The organism is Halopenitus sp. POP-27 (genome assembly GCF_029889855.1).
Lineage (GTDB): Archaea > Halobacteriota > Halobacteria > Halobacteriales > Haloferacaceae > Halopenitus > Halopenitus malekzadehii.
The window spans coordinates 47,493-67,295 of the sequence record NZ_JARANU010000009.1; the positions used below are offsets into that span (position 1 = coordinate 47,493).

Genomic DNA, 19,803 nt, shown 5'->3' on the forward strand with positions numbered 1-19,803 from the left:
ACGCGGTCGACGCCGACTCCCACGCGGTCGCTCCCGACCTCACGCCTCACGGAGCTCGGCCTCGACGAGCGCCTCGTTCAGATCCTCCCGGACGCGCTCGCCGGTCTCCCGGTCCATCGCGGTCGTCACGACGCGGTTCTCCTGCACGCTCGATCCGTCACGCAGGAGGAGCCGGACGTTCCCGTTCGTGTCGGCGCGGGTCGCCTTCGCGCGGAGGCCGGTCCGCGAGCCCGTCCCGCCGGCGTCGATCGGTCCGGGAACGATCTTCTTGACGTGGGGGTGTTCGGCCACGGTGCGGATCGCCGTCCGACCGGTACGCCCGCCGATGAGCGTCGAGTGGGTGCCGCCGATCTTCTCCCTGGGGGCGGCATCGACGACCGCAAGCGAGCGCTCCCCGCGTCGATCCCGAACCCACTCGACGAGGCCGTCGCCGTCGCGCCGGTCCGCGTTCGGGACGCGGTAGAACTCGTAATGTAGTTGTGCTCGCGCCTCCCGAAGCGGACCGCGCTCGCCGGCGGCGTAGACGGTCTCGGGGCGCTTGCGGCGCACCTCGTCGGCGACGCGCCCGGCGAAGTTCCGGACCTGCACGACGCCGCGCTCGCCGGGGTCCTCGCGCTCCGGCGTCGTGGTGACGGACGTTCGGCCGACGACGTCGTCCTCCTCCAGCATCGTCACCTCGGCTCGGTCGGGCCGGAACTCGATGACGACGCCGTCGCAGTTGGCGGTGTCACAGGTGAGACAGTAGTCCCCCGGTTTCTCGAGTGGCGTGCCACACCGCCGACAGTCCATATCCGATCGCAGGGACGGGGCGAGTAAAAGCGCGTTGTCCGCGACCGACGGGCCGAACGAGCGTAGATACGGTTGGGGGCCACTCCACGTAGGCACAAGCGCGGAGCACGTCGCGTGGTCGCGGGCGTGAACCACGCCACGAAGTCACAAGACCTACACGGTCGCCGATCGATCCGATCGACGGAGCGAGATCCGTGGCCAACCAGGACGCGCGCGTGGACACGACGACGGGACCGATCGCGCCCAGACTGTTCAGCCTGGCCTGGCCGCTCGTCCTTGGGAACCTGTTGCAGACGCTGTACAACCTCGCGGACATGTTCTGGGTCGGCCGGGTGAGCCCGGAGGCGGTCGCGGCGGTCTCGTTGATGTTCCCGCTGTCGTGGATGTTCGTCTCGACGGCGATGGGCGTCACCGCCGCCACGATCGCGCTGGTCTCCCAGCACGTCGGGGCCGGCAACGATCGACGGGCCGACCGGATCGTCGCCCAGACGTGCCTGCTCGCGACGGTCGTCTCGGTCGTCCTCGCGGTCGTCGGGTTCCTCGGCCGCCACTGGCTGCTCTACTGGATCGGTGCCCGCGGGCAGGTCTTGACCGAGTCGCTCGCGTACATCGAGGTGATCCTCGCGGCGCTCCCGTTGACCTTCCTCTTCTTCGCGTTCCGGGCCTCCCTGCAGGGGGCCGGCGACACCAAGACCGCGATGTGGCTCGTGGCGGCCTCCGCCGGTCTCAACATCGTGATCGATCCGTTCCTCGTTCTCGGTTGGGGGCCCGTCCCCGCGATGGGGACTCGGGGGGCGGCGATCGCAACGTTCGTCTCGCGGCTCTTCGCGGCCGTTCTCGGGATCTACGTCCTCGTCCGGGGCGACTGGGGCGTCCAGCTACATCCGCGTGATCTCCGGCCGGATCCCGAGATCCTCGGCCGGCTCGTCGACGTCGGCTATCCGGCGACGCTCGACGGGTGGGCCCGGTCGTTCGCCGCGGTGGCGATGGCCGCGCTCGTCGCCCGGTTCGGCCCCGTCGCCACCGCGGCCTACGGCATCGGCGTGCGATTGATGTCCGTCTCCTGGACCGTCTCGGGCGCCGTCGGGCAGGCGACCGCGACCGGCGTCGGACAGAACCTGGGCGCGGAGACGCCCGATCGGGCTCACCGGGTGACGATGGTCGCGACGGCCGCGACGATGGCCCTCCTGACGGCCGCCGGAGGTGCCGTGTGGCTCCGGCCGGCCGTCGCGATCGGCGTGTTCATCGACGACCCCGCCGTGATCGGCGAGGGCGTCGTGTTTCTCCGCGTCATCGCGCTCTCGTGGGGCTTCTTCGGCGGCCTGATGGTGTTACAGGGTGCGTTTCGCGGCGCCGGCGACACCCGGATCGCGATGGTTCTCTCCCTCCTCTCGCGGTGGATCCTGCGGATCCCGCTCGCCGCGATCCTGGCGTTCGGGACCGTCACGATCCCCGTGATCGGCCTCACCTACACCGGGCTCGACTGGGGCGTCGTCGGGCTTTGGTGGGCCTATGCGGCCGCGGCCGTGGCGTCGTTCGTCGTCGGGATCGCGTGGTTCCTGCGTGGAACGTGGCGGGAGGGCGTCATCGAGGGGGACGGCGAGACGGAGACCGCCGAGCCCGACGTCGTCCCGATCGACGACTGAACCGGGCAACGGACGGAAAGAGAAGAAGGAGAAGAGGGAGAAGAGGGAGAAGAAGGAAAAGAAGGAAAAGAAGGAAAAGAAGGAGAAGAAGCCGGAACGGCTGCGACGACCACGTCGCGAGCGACTCACTCCGCGAGCCGCTCGCGCAACAGCGCGTTGACCTCGCCGGGGTCGGCGGAGCCGCCGGTCCGCTGCATCACCTGGCCGACGAGGAAGTTGATCGCGCCGTCGTCGCCGTCGTGGTAGTCGGCGACAGCCTCGGGGTTGTCGTCGATCGCGTCCGCGACGGCGGCTTCGACCTCGCCGGTGTCGGCGGTCCCGAGTCCCTCACGCTCGACGATCGTGTCGGGGTCGTCGCCGTCGTCCAACATCCCGCGGAGCACGACCTCCTCGGCGTTCTTCGTCGTGAGATCGTCGGCGTCGACGAGCTCGATCAGGCGGGCGAACTCCTCGAGGCGATCGTCGACGTCGGTGATCGCCATATCGCGGTAGTTGAGCTCGCCGAGCAGGTTGTCGGCGACCCAGGTGGCCGCCAGATCCGGATCGAACCGGTCGGCGACGTCCTCATAGAAATCCGCGACGGCCTTGCGCGAGGTGAGTTTGTCGGCCGCCTCGGCACCCAGGCCGTACTCCGCACGGAAGCGCTCGCGGCGGGCGTCCGGCAGCTCGGGGATCGGGATCGACTCGCGCCAGTCGCTCACCTCGAGGGGCGGCAGGTCCGCCTCGCGGAAGTACCGGTAGTCCTTTTCGGCCTCCTTCGAGCGCATCGAGACGGTGATTCCCCGCGATTCGTCCCAGTGGCGCGTCTCCTGTTCGACCGCGCGACCGCGGCGCAGGGCGTTCCGCTGCCGGGTGACCTCGTAGGCGAGCGCCTTCTCGGCACCCTTGTGGCTCGAGATGTTCTTGACCTCGGTGCGATTGGCCGCCGCGAGGGCGTCGTCGTCGATCGACCCGTCCTTGGCGACCGACTCGCCGGGCACGAGCGAGATGTTCGCGTCCACTCGGAGACTGCCGTCGCGGGTCGCGTCGAAGACGCCGAGATACTCGAGGACCTCCTCGAGCTTCGCGAGGAAGGCCCGGGTCTCGGCGGGCGACCGGAAGTCCGGCTCCGTGACGATCTCCACGAGCGGAGTTCCGGCACGGTTGTAATCGACGAGCGTGTGGTCGGCGGTGTCGATCGACCCGCCCGCGTGCTGGAGGCTCCCCGGGTCCTCCTCGAGGTGGGCGCGAGTGATCCCGATCGTTCGTCGGGAGTCCTCCACGGCGACCTCGAGTTCGCCGTCCGCACAGATCGGAGCGTCGTACTGGGTGATCTGGAAGTTCTTCGGGAGGTCGGGGTAGTAGTAGTTCTTCCGGTGGAAGTCGGTCCGTTCGGGGATGTCGGCCTCGAGGGCCTTGCCGATCTTGACCGCCGCCTCGACGGCGCCCTCGTTGAGCACCGGGAGGGCGCCCGGCAGCCCGAGACAGACCGGACAGGTCCGGGTGTTCGGCTCCTCGTCCTCGGTCGGCTCGGTCGAACAGCCGCAGAAGATCTTCGTGTCCGTCTCGAGTTGCACGTGCACCTCGAGTCCGATGACGACCGCCCGCTCGTCGGTCGCGGTCCGCGTACTCATTGCGGAGTCGTTGTGAGTGTGGGGTGTAAAGCGTGTCGAGTCGGCCGCCTGGGCCTGCCCGGTGGCGGCTGCCGGTCGTGTCGAGAACCGATCTCCAGTGGGTCACCGGAGGCCGATCCCCTGATCGCGATCGGCCAGCGCCACGAGGACGGTGTGTGGAAGCGTTAAGACGGCGATCGCTGCGAGGTACACCCCGATCGACTCGATCGGCGTTCCAGGGGACCGAGGGACCGCGAGGAACAGTCCCACGACCACGAGCAAGCCACCCGCAGTGAGCGGGAGCGCATCCCGTCCGAACCGCCACAGGGGCTGCCCGATCCGTCGGTCGGCGAGGTCCGCGGTCGACCGCTCGTCCACCGCGATCAGCCGGGCAACGTGACGCAGCGAGTGCCAGAGACAAAAGTACGTCCCCACGGCCAGGACCGGGGGGACGACGAGGAAGAACGCACACAACAGCACGGTCTCACAGGCGTCCAGCAGCCAGCCGCCGACCGCGGTCCGTGGCCGAACGATCGCGTCCACCCGGGAGGTGGGCTGGGTCCCGTGGGGTGGCACCGCATCCACCGCGCGCGCCCGGACTGCACCGAACGCGAGCGTCGCGATGACGGCAACCGCGACCGACGTGGCGATCGCGGCACGAACCTGTGGGTCACCCAGGGCGGCGACCCACGGCGGGGAGGTTCCAAGGAACGGAGTGACGAGCAACGAGACCACCGACGAAAACCGGTCCGGGAAGGCGACGAGGGGCCCGAGAACGGGAAGGACGCCCCGGATCGCCGCGGTGGCGAGTCGGGACGTCGACGATCCGAGGTGGTCGACGCCCGCGATCCCGATGAGTGGATACAGTTCACCGGTTCCCCAGTGGACGATCGTCACCAGCAGGAACACGGTGACTGCCACCCGCGGCAGGAAGAACCACGCAAGCGCGTATCCGCCGCCGAGGACGGCGTAGGTGGCTCCGACGCGGGCCAGGGCTCCACGGGGTGTGGAGTCGTCGCGCACCCGAGCGAGGAGGTGATGATCGACCGCCCCGTGTGGGAACCCGACCACGAGCACGCTCACGGCCAGCGGAACCCACCGATACCGGAGCGGGATGGATACTCCAGCGGCGACGATGCTGATGAGCACGCCGACGGCGATCCAGCCGGGAACGAGGGCGAACGCGGCGAGCGTGCGATCGGCCTCGCCGGTGGCGGTCACGGTCTCATCCCTCATTCTCCGCCGTCGGGCGTTCGATCCCTCGTCGGTCCAACAGGTCGTCGTACAACAGGTAGCCCTGGACGAGGAACACGTTGGTCACGAGAAAGAAGACGGCCTCCTCCACGGGCAGTCCGCCGACCGTGAGGCCGGTCGTGTACGTCCTCGAAACGGTCCAGACGCCGGCGTCGATCGCGACCCGATCGACCAGACAGAGATAGCCGGTCGGTACGAGGACGCCGACCGTGAGGGGCCATCGACGACGGCGGAGGCTCGGCCAGTCGTAGGCCCACTGGATCGCGAGCACCGGTCCCGCCCACAGAAGAATGGCACCGAGGTACAACCACGTTCGTGGGCCAGCAAGAAGCAGCCAGCCGCCGACGCCGACGGAGACCCCCGCCAGGAGGCCGACGATCCGGTCGCTGCGGGACGGTCGCGCTGGAACGCGGAGTCGATCCCCGCGAGTGATACAGCCCACCCACAACAGCGTCACCACCGATTGTAGCAGGAAGAAGGCGTACTCGCCGAGGGGCACTCCGAGGAATCGTCGAGACACGGAGCCATCCCCGTACCACCAGACACCAACCGCGATGAGCCGTGCGTCCCACGGCGTCGTGTATCCGACCGCGAGCACGGTCAGTATCGCGACTGCGCCGAGAAACCGTCGATCAAGCACCGATCGACGCCACGCGAGGAAGCCGAGACCGGCGATCAGCGGGAACAGAAACAGCAGATGAACGTCGAAATACGTCGTCACGTCGATCATGGAGGAGTTCCGGATCCCTCGATCCCCCGTCCCGGCCGGGGACCCGATATCCGTATCGATAATTCGGCCCGTAGGTTCTTAATGCTGTACGAAAAAGCCAGGCGTGCGCACGACAGTGCGCGAGAGGGAACGGAGCCCACCAAGCTTCGGCGTTCCCTCTCGGACAGCCCCCACGGTGGGAGCGGTCGAGCGTTACCGGTGCGACGGTAAAGATGTGGCGTGTTGCCACGGTATACCATCCCGCTTCAGGCGGAACGCCGCCGGTATCGACGCGATCGTCGCCTTCCAGGGGTGTTCACCGCGGAGAGGAGACCACCCAATGGATATCGGACTCGAATGCCCGTCGTGTGGATCGACGATCGAATACGTCACCGAAGACCCCGAACCGAACACCACGATCCCGTGTGACTGTGGCGCGCTGTATGCGGTCACGGTGTCGATAGTGCGGCGCTAGCTTCCGGTTCGGGCCTCTCGCCACCGCTGGCCCTCATCACCATCGACCGGTACTATCGCTGGCCCTGACCACCGTCGGCGACGCGTTTTTGACGGTCGCTCGCACGCGGTGGTATGGGGCGGACACCGACCGGGACGCCCGTCGGCGTCGACGACCCCTCCGACGTCGTGGAAGTCCGTGACCACCTGACTGATGCCGGGCGGTAGGGAATTCACTCGTCCGGTTTCGGTCGAATGACGTCGGCGAGTGCCACGAGCAGGCCGAGCAGCCAACCGGTCGGGATCGCGAGACCGAACCACATCAGGACGTAGCCGGTTCCTTCAAGCGTGAAGTTGGCGCGCAGCCAGTCGTTGAGTCCGCCGACGGCCAACAGCGTATCGAGGATCCAGACGGCGAGCTCGGTGCTGTTCGGGAAGATGACCTCCCCGAGCGAGGGCGTAAAGAGGGCGGCGACGACCGGCGGCAGGAACAGCGCCGTCATCGCGAACGGGTACGCAAGCAGGACGCTCGTGGCTCGGCCGCCGACCTTCGAGAACAGCGCGGCAAGCCCCGCGGATACGATCGCGACCACGCTGGCGGCCCCCACCGCGAGAAACGCCTCCGTGGTGAGCTGTAGCCGCGTGATGAGCGTCAGGGTACCCCAGACGAGCGTCGCGACGAGGAGGACGCCGAGGACGCCGATCCGCGTCACCGCGGAGTCGAGTCGTGTCGCGTAATACCGCGTCGCGAACCCGACCAGCAGCAACGGGTAGCCGAACAGGACGAGGGGGATCCCGATCGCCGCCCACAGCTTGTAGGCGATCCGCTGCGGGGTCGTCTCCGGTTGCCACTTGCCGAGCACGCTGCTGGCGTCGAGCTGGCGGGGGAAGGCGACCTCCATCCACGTATCGTGTAGCCGGGTGACGTCGATGCGTATCGCGCCGAGCAACCCCGGGGACCGTCGTTCCATCGGCGTCAACTCTCGCGTGGTGGAACGTGAACCTTGTGCCTCGTGTCGATCGCGGGGCGGATCGAACCACCGCCGTCGGCGGCGATCGGTCGGGGGCTGCCGGCGTGGGTCAGTTCCACGGCGCGAACTCCGGATTTACCTTCCGGGACCGCGTTTCGATCGCGTCGATGGCGTCCAGCTCCGCCTCCGTGAGGGTGCACGACAGCGACGCCCAGTTGTCACGGATGTGGTCCACGCTTGCGGCCTTCGGGATCGCGGTCACGTCGTGCTGGCGGAGCCAGGCGAGCGAGACCTGTGCCGGCGAGACGTCGTGTGCGTCGGCGATCTCAGCGATCGTTTCGACCTCGAAGACCTCCTGGCGCGCGATCGGGGCGTACGCCACCGGCTGGACGTCGTGTTCGGCACACGCATCACGCCACCCTTGACGGGGAAGCAGGGGATGACACTCGAACTGGTTCGCAAAGATCGGCGCCGTGGTCCGATCGCAAGCGTCCGCGAGCAGCTCGGGAGTGAAGTTCGAGACGCCGATCCGGTCGGTGACGCCCTCCTCGACGAGCCGGTCGAAGGCATCGAGCGTCTCCGCCGGGTCGTACGCCCTCGCCGGCCAGTGAACGTACAGGAGGTCGAGATGGTCGGTGTTCAGCCGGTCGAGGCTGTCGTAGGCGGCGTCGATCGCGTCGTCGTACGCGAGGTCGTCCGGCCAGATCTTGGTCGCGAGGAAGACCTCATCGCGGTCGACGCCGGCGTTCGCGATCGCCTCCCCGACGTAGGTCTCGTTGTCGTACATCCGCGCCGTGTCGATGTGGCGGTAGCCGGTCTCGAGTGCGGTCGTGATCGCGTCGATACAGGTGTCCCGGTCGGCCAGCTTCCAGGTACCGTATCCGAGCATCGCCATCCCGTCGTGGGTCGGCATCGCCTCCGGGTCGCCACCGTGCTGCGGTGTGTCCGTCATAGCCGATCCGAGGCGCGCGCGTGAGAAAGAGGTTGTGGGACGAGTGACGGCGGGACTGCGGTTGTGGGACGAGTGACGGCGGGATGGAACGATCGCCGTCGATCGACGACGGAACGCGCCGGAACCGATCAGTCGTCGCCGAGCCAGCGGGGTGACCCCTCGAGGAACCGCTCCTTGCCGAAGGCGGCAAGCAGCGAGAGGTCATCGAGGTGAAGCAGTTTCGGGAATGCGGCGAGAGAACCGCCGTTGATCTGTGCCAACGTGTTCTCCCCGGTTCCACGGAGATCACGCATCAAGCGGTCGTACCGGTCGTTGGAGGCGAGATAGAGGAGTTCGGTCATCAACAGTCGCTGGCGGGCCTTCGGCGCGACCTCGCGGTGCCAGAGGTCGTCGTAGGTCGACAGCTGTGCGGCGGAGGTGTCCGGCTCGGCGGGGCTCAGACAGCGGTCGATCGCCGCCGCCGCCGCGCGGGCGGACTTCATCCCCTTGTGGATCCCCTCCCCCCAGAGGGGGTCGATCGAGGGGACCGTATCGCCGATCGCGACGAAGCCGTCCGTGCTCATCTCGGTCGGCTGCTGAATGTGGGCGGATCCACGGTGGACCTTCCCCTCCATCTTCTCGGCGTCGGCGAACCGCGGGTCCGACTCGAGCCAGCGCTCGAGGTACCCGTCGATCGTGAGGTCCTCGTCGGCGTGCTCACGGTGGCGGTCGTTCTGGATGTAACAGACGCCGACCTTGGCGGTATCCCCGCCGGTGTGGAATATCCACGAGTAGCCGCCCGGGGCGACGTCGTGATCGAGCCGCAGCATCATCGCGTCGTGAAGGTCGGCGTAGCCCGGATGATCCACGTCGATGCCCTCGAGTTCCCACTCGATGCCGATCGCCTGGTTCTCGCGGTGCAGGTCACAGACGTCCAGCGCCTTCGCCAGCGGCGCGGCGGGGCCGGTCGCGTCGACGACCACGTCGGCATACACCTCCTCGGACCCGTCGTACCGGACCCCGACGACCGACCCGTCCGACTCGATCGGCGCGGTCGCCCGGGAATCGAAGCGGTACTCGGCGCCCTGCTCGCGTCCGTCGGCGACGAGCCACCGTTTGAACTCCGCGAACTCGAGGACCGCACCCGGCTGGTTCTGGACGTAGAAATCGTTGGGCGACTCGAGAACCACCGAGTCGGTGAACTGCATCACGACGTCGTCGGGGATCCCGAAGGCGGCCATCATCGACGGGAACGTGCCCGCGGTGGATTTGTTGCTCTGGCGCGGGAACTCCGCCTCAGGTTCCGTCTCGAGAACGAGGACGTCGTAGTCCCGCGCGGCGAGATCACGGGCACACTGGGCGCCCGCTGGGCCGGCCCCGGCGATGACCACGTCGAAGCGATCGCTCATACCCGAACGTGTCGCGTGTCGCTAATGAGTGTTGTTGATACGTCCCGCCCGTCTCGGGGTTTTCGTCCCCTGCAAAGGGTCGAAAACGGCACTGAGGACTCCGATCACGCGCCGCTTGTGAGAGGGGATCGACGGCGGCCGAACGTCGCCGTCGTTCAGTAGAACTCGCGGACGAGATCCGTCGCGTTCTCCGGTGCGCCGTCCGGGATGTCGGACATGTCCGCGCCGATCCCGTGCTGTTCGGCGTAGGGAACCGAGTCCTCGTCCTGGTAGATGATGCCCTGATACTCCTTGTCGGCGTCGAGGATGACCTCCTTGGCGTCCTCGTAGTCGTGACGGTCGTGATCGGTCTCCTGGAGGTCGACCAGCGAGTCGCGGAAGTAGTCGTAGGTGTCGACGTCGTTGAACGTGACACACGGCGAGTAGACGTTGACGAACCCGAACCCGTCGTGTTCGATCGCCTCCTGGATGATCTCCTGGTGACGCAGCGCGTCCGAGGAGAACGACTGGGCGATGAAACTCGCTCCGGAGGCCAACGCGAGCGCGTGCGGGTTGACCGGCGGCTGTTTCGACCCCTCGGGCGTCGTCGACGTCTCGAAGTCGGACCGGGAGGTCGGAGAGGCCTGTCCTTTGGTCAATCCGTAGATCCGGTTGTCCATCACGACGTAGGTCATGTCCACGTTCCGGCGGACGGCGTGGACGAAGTGGCCGGCACCGATGGAGTAGCCGTCGCCGTCACCGCCGGCGACCATCACCTCGATGTCGGGTCGGGCGAGCTTGACGCCGGTCCCGACCGGGAGCGCGCGGCCGTGGACGCCGTGGAGCGCGTAGCTTCGCATGTACGTCCCGATCTTGCCCGAACAGCCGATCCCGGCGACGACGAAGGTGTTGTCGGGATCGTTGCCCGTCTCCGCGAGGGCCTTCATCATCCCGTTCATCGTCCCGAAGTCGCCACATCCTGGACACCACGTCGGCTGCTTGTCGGATTTGAAGTCGGTGAATCGAACGTCTGAACTCATTGGTTACGCCTCCAGGGTCGCCTTGATGTCGCGTGCGAGCTCGTCGGCCTTGAACCGCACGCCCGTGTACTTGTTTATCCGCTCGACGCGTTCGAGGACGTCGTGTTCGACGAGGTCGGCGAACTGCCCGGTCGCGTTACACTCGACGACGATCGTCTCCTCGGCGGCCTCGACCGCCTCGGTGAGGTCCGGTCGGGGGAAGATGTAGGGAACCGAGATCACGCGGACGTCGATGTCGTCCTCCTCGAGATACTCGAGCGCCTCGATGAGCGCACCCTCGTTCGAACCCCACGAAACGACGAGCGTGTCGGCCTCGGCGTCGCCGAACTCGCGCGGGCTCCAGTTCTCGCGGTCCTCGGCGGTCTCGACCTTCCGATTGCGCTTGTCGACCTGCTCGACGCGCATCTCCTGCTCCTCGGTCCGGCGTCCGAGCTCATCGTGTTCGAGCCCCGTCGACATGTGGGCGCCGCCGCTCGTGCCGGGGAACGCACGCGGGGAGATTCCGTCGTCGGTGATCTCGTGCGGCTTGAACTGCTCGGCGTCGGTCTGGTGGTCGCCGATCGTCTCCTCGTCGACCACGAATCCGCGGTCGATCTCGACGGCATCCATATCGAACGCGTCGGGCTCGTAGGTCTGTTCGGTGACCGCAAGCGAGAGATCCGCGGTGAGATAGACCGGCGTCTGATACTTCTCTGCGAGGTTGAACGCCTCGACGGTCTTCCAGAAGCACTCGTCGATCGTCGTCGGCGCGAGGACGAACCGCGGGATCTCCCCGTGGCCGCCGTAGAGCATTCCGTTCAGGTCGCCCTGTTCCTGCTTCGTCGGCATCCCGGTGGAGGGCCCCGAGCGCATCACGTTACAGATGACGAGTGGGGTCTCGGAGGTCGCCACGAGGCCGAACGTCTCCGTCATCAGGTCGATACCCGGGCCGGAGGTCGCGGTCATCGATCGGGCACCGCCGCGGGCGGCGCCGAGGGCCATATTGATCGCCGACAGCTCGTCCTCCGCCTGCACGACGTGGCCGCCATACCGTTCGATCCGGCCGGTGAGGTACTCCATCACGTCCGTCGCGGGCGTGATCGGGTAGCCGGAGTAGAACCGGCAGCCGGCCGCGATGGCGCCCATACCGATCGCCTCGTCGCCGTTCAACAGGACGTAGTCGTTGTCGGTCGTCTCGAGCTCGTAATCGAACTCGTGGTCGAACTCCTCAGCGACGTAGGACTGCCCGGCGCGGGCGGCCTCCTGGTTGTTGTCGACCAGCTTCTGACCTTTGTCCTTGAACCGCTTCTCCAGGGCCGAATCGAGGTTCTCGATCGGGAAGTCGGTGACCTCACAGGCGGCGCCGAGGGCGACCACGTTGCGCATAATGGCGCCACCGGCTTCCTCCGCGAGGCGCTTGAGCGGAACGTCGAGACCCACCATCTCCTCGGGGATCTCGGCGTTCTCCATCGTGGTTCGTTCGCCGTCGTAGATGATGACCGACCCCTCGTGAAGCTCCGGAAGGTTCTCCTCGATCGTCCGTGGCGTCAACGCGATCAGGACGTCGAGTCGGTCGACGACGCTTTGTACTCTGTCGACGGACGTCCGCACCTTATAGGCGGTGTACCCGCCCCGGATCCGGGAGGCGAAATCCTTGGAGGTGAAGACGTGCCGACCCGAGCGAGACAGCGCCTGGGCGAAGATCTTGCCCGTCGAGTCGATGCCATCGCCGGCTTCCCCGCCGATGGCCCAGTTGAAGTCCGCGACCATACTATTTCGGTTCTTCTGTTGCACCAATCAAAAGACTTCTGAAAGGCGCCCTACCGCCATATTTCACGTTTGGTCAGTGAAGACGGCATATGAGCACTAATGTTGTTTTATTTCTTCATATTCGAGTCCATTATACCCAAACGTCAACGTTTCGTGGCGGATCGACGAGTTCCGGACCGCACCGTATTCGACGATCGTCGAACCAGTTTGGTCCGGCAAGCGTGCCGGTGGATCGTGCTCGCTGACCGTCCGAATGCGTCCGCGATCGATCCGTCATCGATGTCCGCAGCCTCGGCCGGGACGGGAACTGGTTTGTGTCTCAACCCACAACCGGACGTATGGACGCACACGTAGTCATCGCGTCGATCGACGACGTCGGCACGGACACGATCGCCCTCGAACTCGAGACGCCGGACGGGTTCTCGGCGGAACCCGGGCAGTTCATCAAACTCACCGGAACCGTCGACGACGAGGAGTATTCACGGTTCTATACGCTCTCCTCGCCGGACACCGACGAAACCTTCGAGACGACGATCGAGATCGACCACGAGGAGGGGGGCCCGTTCTCGGCATACCTCGCCGCGCTCGAACCCGGCGACGAGATCGAGATGAGCGGCCCATACGGTAGCGATCACTACGAGGGCGAACCGCGAGTCGTGGTGATCGCCGGTGGACCCGGCATCGGCCCCGCCGTCGGGATCGGCGAGCGCGCGCTCGCTGACGGGAACGAGGCGGCGATCGTGTACCGGGACGAGGCGCTCGCGCATCGCGCGCGGCTCGAAACACTTGCGGACCGCGGCGCAACGGTGCAGCTCCTCGAGGACGAGACCGCCGACCTCGCCGACGCGGTTGACGACGTCGTCACCGACGATCCTGAGGAACAGGTATTCGTGTACGGCTTCGCCTCCTTCATTGAAGACGTCGAGGACGCACTCGAAGCGATCGGATCGAGTACCGACGGCGCGAAGATAGAGAACTTCGGGTAGCGAGCTTCCACATCGATCGGTAGCGTTCGTGGACTGAATATAAACGATTTTCGTATATGTGAGTGCGCATCACGAGCGAGAGTACCACACGTTTATAGCGGACGATGCGAATCATCGACATGTATGTCAGACTCGGACGAGGGACCGGAACTGGAAGCGCGGCTCGCCGAACAGGACGTCTTCGAACCGCCGGCATCGTTCACCGACCAGGCCAACGTGACCGACCCGGCGATCTACGAGGAGTTCGAGGAGAACTGGCCCGACTGTTGGGAGGCCGCGGCCGACCTCCTCGAGTGGGAGGACCCATACGATCAGGTACTCGACGACGAAAACCCACCCTTCTACGAATGGTTCACCGGCGGCACGCTGAACGCCTCGGCCAACTGCATCGACCGTCATCTCGCGGAGCGCGGCGACGAGGCCGCCATCGAATGGGTCGGCGAACCGGTCGACGAGGCGAACCGAACCTACACCTACGAGGAACTCCATCGCGAGGTCAACGAGGCCGCCGCAGCACTCCGGGAGCTGGGCGTCGGCGAGGACGACGTCGTCACGCTGTACATGCCGATGATCCCCGAGTTGCCGATCGTGATGTTGGCCTGTGCCCGGATCGGCGCCCCACACAGCGTCGTCTTCGCGGGGTTCTCCGCGGACGCGCTCGCGACCCGGATGAACGCCGCCGACTCCGAGTACCTCGTCACCTGTGACGGCTACTACCGGCGCGGTGATGCCCTCGACCACCTCGAGAAGGCCACCGAGGGACTCGATGGGGTCGAACACGACACCGAAACCGTGGTCGTCGAACGGCTCGCGGCCAACGGCGACGGCGTCGACCACGACCTCGGACCCGACCAGCGGACCTACGACGACCTGCTTGCGGGCCACGAGGGCGCCACCGTCGAGCCCGTCAGCCGCGACGCCGAGGACATGCTGTTCCTGATGTACACCTCCGGAACGACCGGCAAGCCGAAGGGGGTCAAGCACACGACCGGCGGCTACCTCGCGTGGGCGAGCTGGACCTCCCAATCCGTCCTCGACGTCAAACCGGAGGACACCTACTTCTGTTCGGCCGACATCGGCTGGATCACGGGCCACTCCTACATCGTCTATGGACCCCTCGCGCTCGGAACGACGACGATGATGTACGAGGGTGCCCCCGACCAGCCCGACCGGGATCGACTCTGGGAGATCGTCGAGGAGTACGAGGCGACCCAGCTGTACACCGCCCCGACCGCGATCCGGGCGTTCATGAAGTGGGGCGAGGAGTACCCGGCCGAGCACGACCTCTCGAGCCTCCGGCTGCTCGGGACCGTCGGCGAACCGATCAACCCGCGCGCGTGGAAGTGGTACTACAAACACATCGGCGGCGAGAACTGTCCGATCGTCGACACCTGGTGGCAAACCGAGACGGGCGGGATGATGATCACCACGCTGCCCGGGATCGGGGACATGAAGCCCGGGTCGGCCGGCCCGCCGCTGCCGGGACTCGACGTCCGGATCGTCGACACCGCTGGCGAGGAGATCGGCCCCGGCGAGGCGGGCTACCTCACCGTTCAAAAGCCCTGGCCGGGAATGCTGCGAACTCTCTACAACAACGACGAACGCTACATCGAGGAGTACTGGGCCGAGTACTCCGACGTCGACAGCGACGATCCCGACGACTGGGTCTACTTCCCCGAGGACGGCGCGAAGATCGACGACGACGGCTACATCACCGTCCTCGGCCGCGTCGACGACGTGATCAACGTCTCCGGCCACCGGCTGGGCACGATGGAGATCGAGTCGGCGATCGTCGGCGTCGAGGGCGTCGCCGAGGCCGCCGTGGTCGGCGGCGACCACGAGATCAAGGGCGAGGCCGTCTACGCCTACGTCATCACCGAGGAGGGCTATGCGGAGACCGACGACCTTCGCCAGCGAATCATCGACGGCGTCAACGAGGCGATCGGCCCGATCGCCAAGCCCGAGCAGGTGATCTTCACGCCCGAGCTCCCCAAGACGCGCTCCGGGAAGATCATGCGCCGCCTCCTCGAGAACATCGCGAACGACGAGGAACTCGGCAACACCAGCACCCTGCGCAACCCCGACGTCGTCGAGGACATCCAGCGGACGGTCCGCGGCGACTGAGGCGGTAGCGGCGGTTGTGACGGCTTCAGTAGTTGCGGCAGTCGCGGTGACCGACAGGGGACGTTCGGCGATCCGGGGAACCGAACGCCATCGCTTGGCGAGGAAATTGTTACGTATCAGTTCGCCGCAGGATAGTCCCGGGCGGATTCGAACCACGAGGACGTCGCTTCGCTCGTCCTCTGGGCGTCGAATCCTCGACGATACCTGCCGCTCGCGACACTGCTCGCGGCAAAAGTAGTCCCGGGCGGATTCGAACCGCCGTCATGGGCTCCAAAGGCCCATATGATTGGCCAGCTACACCACGGGACTGCAGTTCGTATCGAGGGACGTGCCCCTTGTGAGTATTTCGTTTCGATCGACCGGAGCGCCGGCGTCAGTCCGCGCCCTCGAAGGCGACCTCGAGACAGGCGCAGGCGTCGGCCTCGGCGTCGAAGCAGTCGGGACATTCGGGTTCCCGGTCGATGATGGTGTCGAGGCGGTCGGCGACCGTGTCGTCGATCACGGCCTCGAGCTGGCGCGCCTCGGCGCGGAACTCCTCGACGCCGAGCACGTTCGCGAGGAAGCGCTCGATGATGCAGTAGGTCTGGAGCGCGTCCCGCGCCCGGACGATCCCCTCCTCGGAGAGCTTGACGCCCTTGTACTTCTCGTGGTCGGCCAGGCCGCGCTCCTCGAGTTTGCCGATCATCTCGTTAGCGCTGGCGGGACTGACGTCGAGCGCGTCGGCGATCGATCCCGTCGAGGCGGGACCGTCCTCCTGGTTCTGGATCAGATAGATCGTCTTGAGATACTGGTCGGCGGTGTTCACGGCTGACCCTCCTGAGTCGTCCCGGTCGGTCGGTCGTCGCTGTGGGCTCTCGGCTGCCTCATCGTTTCTCCATGATCGCCGTGACCTCCTCGACGCCCTCGGCCTCCTCCTCGCGGATCGCCGACAGCGTCGCGATCAACTCCTCGCGGTTGACCGAGAATTCGGCGTCCGAGGCCTCGATCGCCTCGAGGAGGTCGTCGTAGAACTTGTAGGCCGTCTCCTCGTTACACAGGGCGTCGTAGAGCACGCCGTCGAAGTCGTCGGGCTGGGTCCGCCCGTAGCGGGCCTCCACGAGCCCCTCGATCTCGTCGAAGGGAACGCTCTCGACGTCGAGGTCCTCGATGAGGTCCTCGAGCCGCCGACGATGGTCGGCCGACTCCTCGGCGGCGTGTTCCAGCAGGTCCTCGACCGCCGCGTCGAGCTCGGCGTCCAGGCTGGAGTAGTGGTGATACGCGCGCGCCTCGACGACTTCCTCAAGGACGATTCCGATCTGCAGGAGGCGCGCGAGTTGGTCGTCGGAGGTGATCCGGTTTCCGACGCTCATCGAACACCCCCGATCGGCGATACCGGTCGCATACACGGTTCTCAGGCAGTGATCGACTTAAGGAGTTCCCCTCGGGCCGGAGCTACCCGGTCCGATACCGTAACGCAGGCCGGGTCGAGCCGCGGCTACTCCAGCCGTGCCTGCACGAGCTCCTCGAGATCGTCGCGGAACTCGTCAACGCGAATCTCCTCGAGAACCGGCACGAAGAAGCCCTCGACGAGCATGTTCCGCGCGGTCTCGGGATCGATCGAGCGGCTCTTCATGTAGAACATCTCCTCGGCGTCCACCTGTCCCACGGTCGCCGAGTGGGACGCCTCGGTGTCGTGGTTGTGGATGATGAGCTTCGGCGACGCGTCCGCCTCGGCGTCGTCGGAGAGCATCAGCGTGTTCTCCCGCTGGTAGGAGGAGGTGTTCCAGGCGTCACGACCGACGTCCTGAACGCCTTCGTAGACCGACCGGGCCTCCTCGTCGAGCACGCCGCGCGTGACGAGGTCGGCGGTCGTGTTCTCGGCGTTGTGCCAGACGCGCGCGTTGAGATCGAGGTGCTGGTCGTCGTGACCGAAGAAGGCGCCGACGATCTGGGTCTCCGAGCCGTCGCCGTCGAGTTCCGTCTCGACGTCCGACCGGGTGAGCGCGGATCCGAGGTTCCCCTCGATCCAGTTGATCGTTGCGTACGTGTCCGTCGACCCACGCTTGAGCGTGTAGGTGTAGGTGTCCTCCGCGAGGTTCTGCAGCGACCCGTACTGGACGTAGGAGTTCTCACCGGCAGCGACCTCGACGAGGTTCGAGAAGTACCGGTCGGCATCGGCCGGACTCACGTCCGCCGCCGCGTCCGCGCCGGATTTGATCCCCTCGAGGATCGTAACCGACGAGGACTCCTCGGTGACGACGAGCGTCTGGCTGAACAGCGACCGGGAGTTCATCTCCGCGCGGATCGTCACGTCCTCGGCGTCGACGCCGGCGGGGACGTAGACGAACGTTCCGGTCGTAAAGAGCGCGACCGAGAGCGCGGTGAGGTAGTTCTCCTGGGGATCCAGGACGGAGCCGAAGTTCGCCTCGATGACGTCCCCGTACTCCGCGAACGCCTCCGTGAAGGGGAGGACGACGACGTCGTCCTCGCCGTCGCGCTCGGTGACGTCGGCCTGGTTGAGCGGGTCGACGAGCGACTCGAAGTCGAGCCCCTCGAGGTTCGTCCAGCGGCGGCCGGGCGTCTGGATAACGTCCGGCAGATCGAGCTCGTCGAGCTCGTCGAACGCGTCCAGTCGCGTTTCGAGGAGCCAGTCGGGCTCGTCGCGTTCCTCGGCGATACGTCGGACCGTGTCCTCTGAGAGGCTATCGAGTACCTGCGTGCTCATATTATCCGAGTGAACCCTCCATCTCGAGTTCGACCAGTCGGTTCAACTCGACGGCGTACTCGATGGGCAGTTCCTCCGTGATCGGCTCGATGAAGCCCGAGACGATCATCTGCTTGGCGTCGTCGTCGTCGAGACCGCGTGACTGGAGGTAGAAGATGTCCTCGTCGCCGATCTTCCCGACGGTCGCCTCGTGGGCGACGTCGACGTTCGATTCGTTGATCTCCATATACGGCATCGTGTCGGAGATGGACTCGTTGTCGAACATCAACGCGTCACACTCGACGGCCGTCGAGGAGCCCTCAGCCCCGTCGGCGATGTGGACGAGCCCGCGGTAGTTGGTGCGGCCGCCGTCCTTGGAGACCGACTTCGATTCGATCGTGGATTTGGTGTTCGGCGCGTTGTGGTAGACCTTCGCGCCGGTGTCGATGTCCTGTCCCTCGCCCGCGAAGGCGATCGTGATGTGGTTGTCGGAGGCGCCACGGCCCTTCAGGATCGTCGAGGGGTACAGCATCGTCGCCTTCGACCCCATCGAACCGGAGATCCACTCCATCCGGCCGTTCTCCTCGACGATCGCGCGCTTCGTGTTGAGGTTGTAGGTGTTCCTCGACCAGTTCTGCACGGTCGAGTACTGGACGTGGGCATCCTCGCCGACGAACACCTCGACGCCGCCCGAGTGGAGGTTGAACGCCGAGTACTTCGGCGCCGAACAGCCCTCGATGTAGTGCACCTCGGAGTTCTCCTCCGCGATGATGAGCGTGTGCTCGAACTGGCCCATCCCCTCGGAGTTCATCCGGAAGTACGCCTGGACGGGCATGTCGACGGTCGTGTCCTCGGGGACGTAGACGAAGGACCCGCCGGACCAGATCGCGCCGTGAAGCGCCGCGAATTTGTTGTCGCTCGGCGGGACGCACTTCGTCATGAAGTGCTCGCGAACGATCTCCTCGTGTTCCTGGACCGCCTCGTCCATGTTGCAGAAGATGACGCCCTTCTCCTCCCATCGGTCGCGCATGTTCTGATAGACGACCTCGGATTCGTACTGGGCGCCGACGCCCGAGAGGGCGTTCTTCTCGGCTTCGGGGATGCCCAGCTTGTCGAAGGTGTCCTTGATGTCGTCCGGGAGCTCCGTCCAGTCGTCCACGCCGGCGCGGACGTCCACGTCGGGGCGGATGTACGGAACGATCTCGTCGACGTCGACCTCCGAAAGGTCGGGCTGGCCGGGCCAATCGGTCGGCATCGGCATCTCCTGGAACTGCTTGAGGGCGCGAAGGCGCCGCTCGAGCATCCACTCCGGTTCGTCCTTGTCATCCGAGATGAGGCGGATGGTCTCCTCGGTAAGGCCCTTGTCCGCTTTTAACGCCGACTTCTGTTCCTTCTTGAACTCGAAGCGGGCCTCGGTATCGGTGTCTTGCAGGTCTTCTGAACTCATATGTAGTAGTTACGTCTCCTGTCGGATAGCTCTATGTGTAA

The 19,803-nt window shown here is 66.2% G+C and carries 16 protein-coding genes and 1 tRNA gene; 3 read left to right on the plus strand and 14 right to left on the minus strand.

Features of this window, described 5'->3' with window-relative positions:
* Window positions 1–39 precede the first annotated feature (39 nt).
* Complete coding sequence (locus OQF70_RS07200) at window positions 40–789, minus strand: DUF2103 domain-containing protein (protein ID WP_280536716.1); 750 nt, start codon at window positions 787–789, stop codon at window positions 40–42.
* Between the two features lie 194 nt (window positions 790–983).
* Here OQF70_RS07200 and OQF70_RS07205 point away from each other — a divergent pair, with 194 nt between their 5' ends.
* Complete coding sequence (locus tag OQF70_RS07205) at window positions 984–2,435, plus strand: MATE family efflux transporter (RefSeq protein ID WP_280536717.1); 1,452 nt, start codon at window positions 984–986, stop codon at window positions 2,433–2,435.
* A 125-nt stretch (window positions 2,436–2,560) separates the two neighbouring features.
* Here the strand turns inward: OQF70_RS07205 and gatB are convergent, their stop codons facing one another.
* The 8 genes from gatB to OQF70_RS07245 all read right to left on the minus strand — a co-directional run bounded on the left by gatB (window position 2,561) and on the right by OQF70_RS07245 (window position 12,522).
* Entirely contained in the window at window positions 2,561–4,048 is a 1,488-nt protein-coding gene (gatB, locus tag OQF70_RS07210) for an Asp-tRNA(Asn)/Glu-tRNA(Gln) amidotransferase subunit GatB (RefSeq protein WP_280536718.1), read from the minus strand.
* A gap of 102 nt (window positions 4,049–4,150) precedes the next feature.
* Window positions 4,151–5,263, minus strand: a complete 1,113-nt coding sequence (locus tag OQF70_RS07215; RefSeq protein ID WP_280536719.1) for a Brp/Blh family beta-carotene 15,15'-dioxygenase — start codon at window positions 5,261–5,263, stop codon at window positions 4,151–4,153.
* Window positions 5,253–6,011 (minus strand): lycopene cyclase domain-containing protein, encoded by a 759-nt coding sequence (locus OQF70_RS07220; protein WP_280536721.1) that lies wholly within the window; start codon window positions 6,009–6,011, stop codon window positions 5,253–5,255. The genes OQF70_RS07215 and OQF70_RS07220 overlap by 11 nt, the downstream gene beginning before the upstream one ends.
* Window positions 6,012–6,676: 665 nt before the next feature.
* Window positions 6,677–7,414, minus strand: a complete 738-nt coding sequence (locus OQF70_RS07225; protein ID WP_092813749.1) for a hypothetical protein — start codon at window positions 7,412–7,414, stop codon at window positions 6,677–6,679.
* 109 nt (window positions 7,415–7,523) lie between these two features.
* The gene (locus tag OQF70_RS07230; protein WP_280536783.1) at window positions 7,524–8,309 is read right to left on the minus strand and encodes an aldo/keto reductase; all 786 of its coding nucleotides are present in this window, start codon (window positions 8,307–8,309) and stop codon (window positions 7,524–7,526) included.
* Between the two features lie 185 nt (window positions 8,310–8,494).
* Window positions 8,495–9,754, minus strand: a complete 1,260-nt coding sequence (locus tag OQF70_RS07235; protein WP_280536722.1) for a digeranylgeranylglycerophospholipid reductase — start codon at window positions 9,752–9,754, stop codon at window positions 8,495–8,497.
* A 155-nt stretch (window positions 9,755–9,909) separates the two neighbouring features.
* The gene (locus tag OQF70_RS07240; protein WP_280536724.1) at window positions 9,910–10,773 is read right to left on the minus strand and encodes a 2-oxoacid:ferredoxin oxidoreductase subunit beta; all 864 of its coding nucleotides are present in this window, start codon (window positions 10,771–10,773) and stop codon (window positions 9,910–9,912) included.
* Between the two features lie 3 nt (window positions 10,774–10,776).
* Window positions 10,777–12,522, minus strand: a complete 1,746-nt coding sequence (locus OQF70_RS07245; RefSeq protein WP_280536725.1) for a 2-oxoacid:acceptor oxidoreductase subunit alpha — start codon at window positions 12,520–12,522, stop codon at window positions 10,777–10,779.
* A 338-nt stretch (window positions 12,523–12,860) separates the two neighbouring features.
* Between OQF70_RS07245 and OQF70_RS07250 the strand changes: the two genes are divergently transcribed.
* Both OQF70_RS07250 and acs read left to right on the plus strand, forming a co-directional pair.
* Window positions 12,861–13,508: an FAD-dependent oxidoreductase gene (locus tag OQF70_RS07250; protein WP_280536726.1), complete on the plus strand. Its 648-nt coding sequence runs from the start codon at window positions 12,861–12,863 to the stop codon at window positions 13,506–13,508.
* A gap of 123 nt (window positions 13,509–13,631) precedes the next feature.
* Window positions 13,632–15,632, plus strand: a complete 2,001-nt coding sequence (gene acs, locus OQF70_RS07255; protein ID WP_280536728.1) for an acetate--CoA ligase — start codon at window positions 13,632–13,634, stop codon at window positions 15,630–15,632.
* Window positions 15,633–15,867: 235 nt separating this feature from the next.
* Here acs and OQF70_RS07260 read toward each other — a convergent pair.
* The 5 genes from OQF70_RS07260 to sufB all read right to left on the minus strand — a co-directional run bounded on the left by OQF70_RS07260 (window position 15,868) and on the right by sufB (window position 19,762).
* A tRNA-Gln gene (locus OQF70_RS07260) sits at window positions 15,868–15,941 on the minus strand.
* A 64-nt stretch (window positions 15,942–16,005) separates the two neighbouring features.
* A complete protein-coding gene (locus OQF70_RS07265; protein ID WP_280536729.1) occupies window positions 16,006–16,437 on the minus strand; it encodes a metal-dependent transcriptional regulator in 432 nt (143 codons plus the stop codon).
* A gap of 58 nt (window positions 16,438–16,495) precedes the next feature.
* Window positions 16,496–16,981 (minus strand): ferritin family protein, encoded by a 486-nt coding sequence (locus tag OQF70_RS07270; protein ID WP_280536730.1) that lies wholly within the window; start codon window positions 16,979–16,981, stop codon window positions 16,496–16,498.
* 125 nt (window positions 16,982–17,106) lie between these two features.
* A complete protein-coding gene (sufD, locus tag OQF70_RS07275; RefSeq protein ID WP_280536731.1) occupies window positions 17,107–18,336 on the minus strand; it encodes a Fe-S cluster assembly protein SufD in 1,230 nt (409 codons plus the stop codon).
* A gap of 1 nt (window position 18,337) precedes the next feature.
* Window positions 18,338–19,762, minus strand: a complete 1,425-nt coding sequence (gene sufB, locus OQF70_RS07280) for a Fe-S cluster assembly protein SufB (RefSeq protein ID WP_280536732.1) — start codon at window positions 19,760–19,762, stop codon at window positions 18,338–18,340.
* Window positions 19,763–19,803 lie beyond the last annotated feature (41 nt).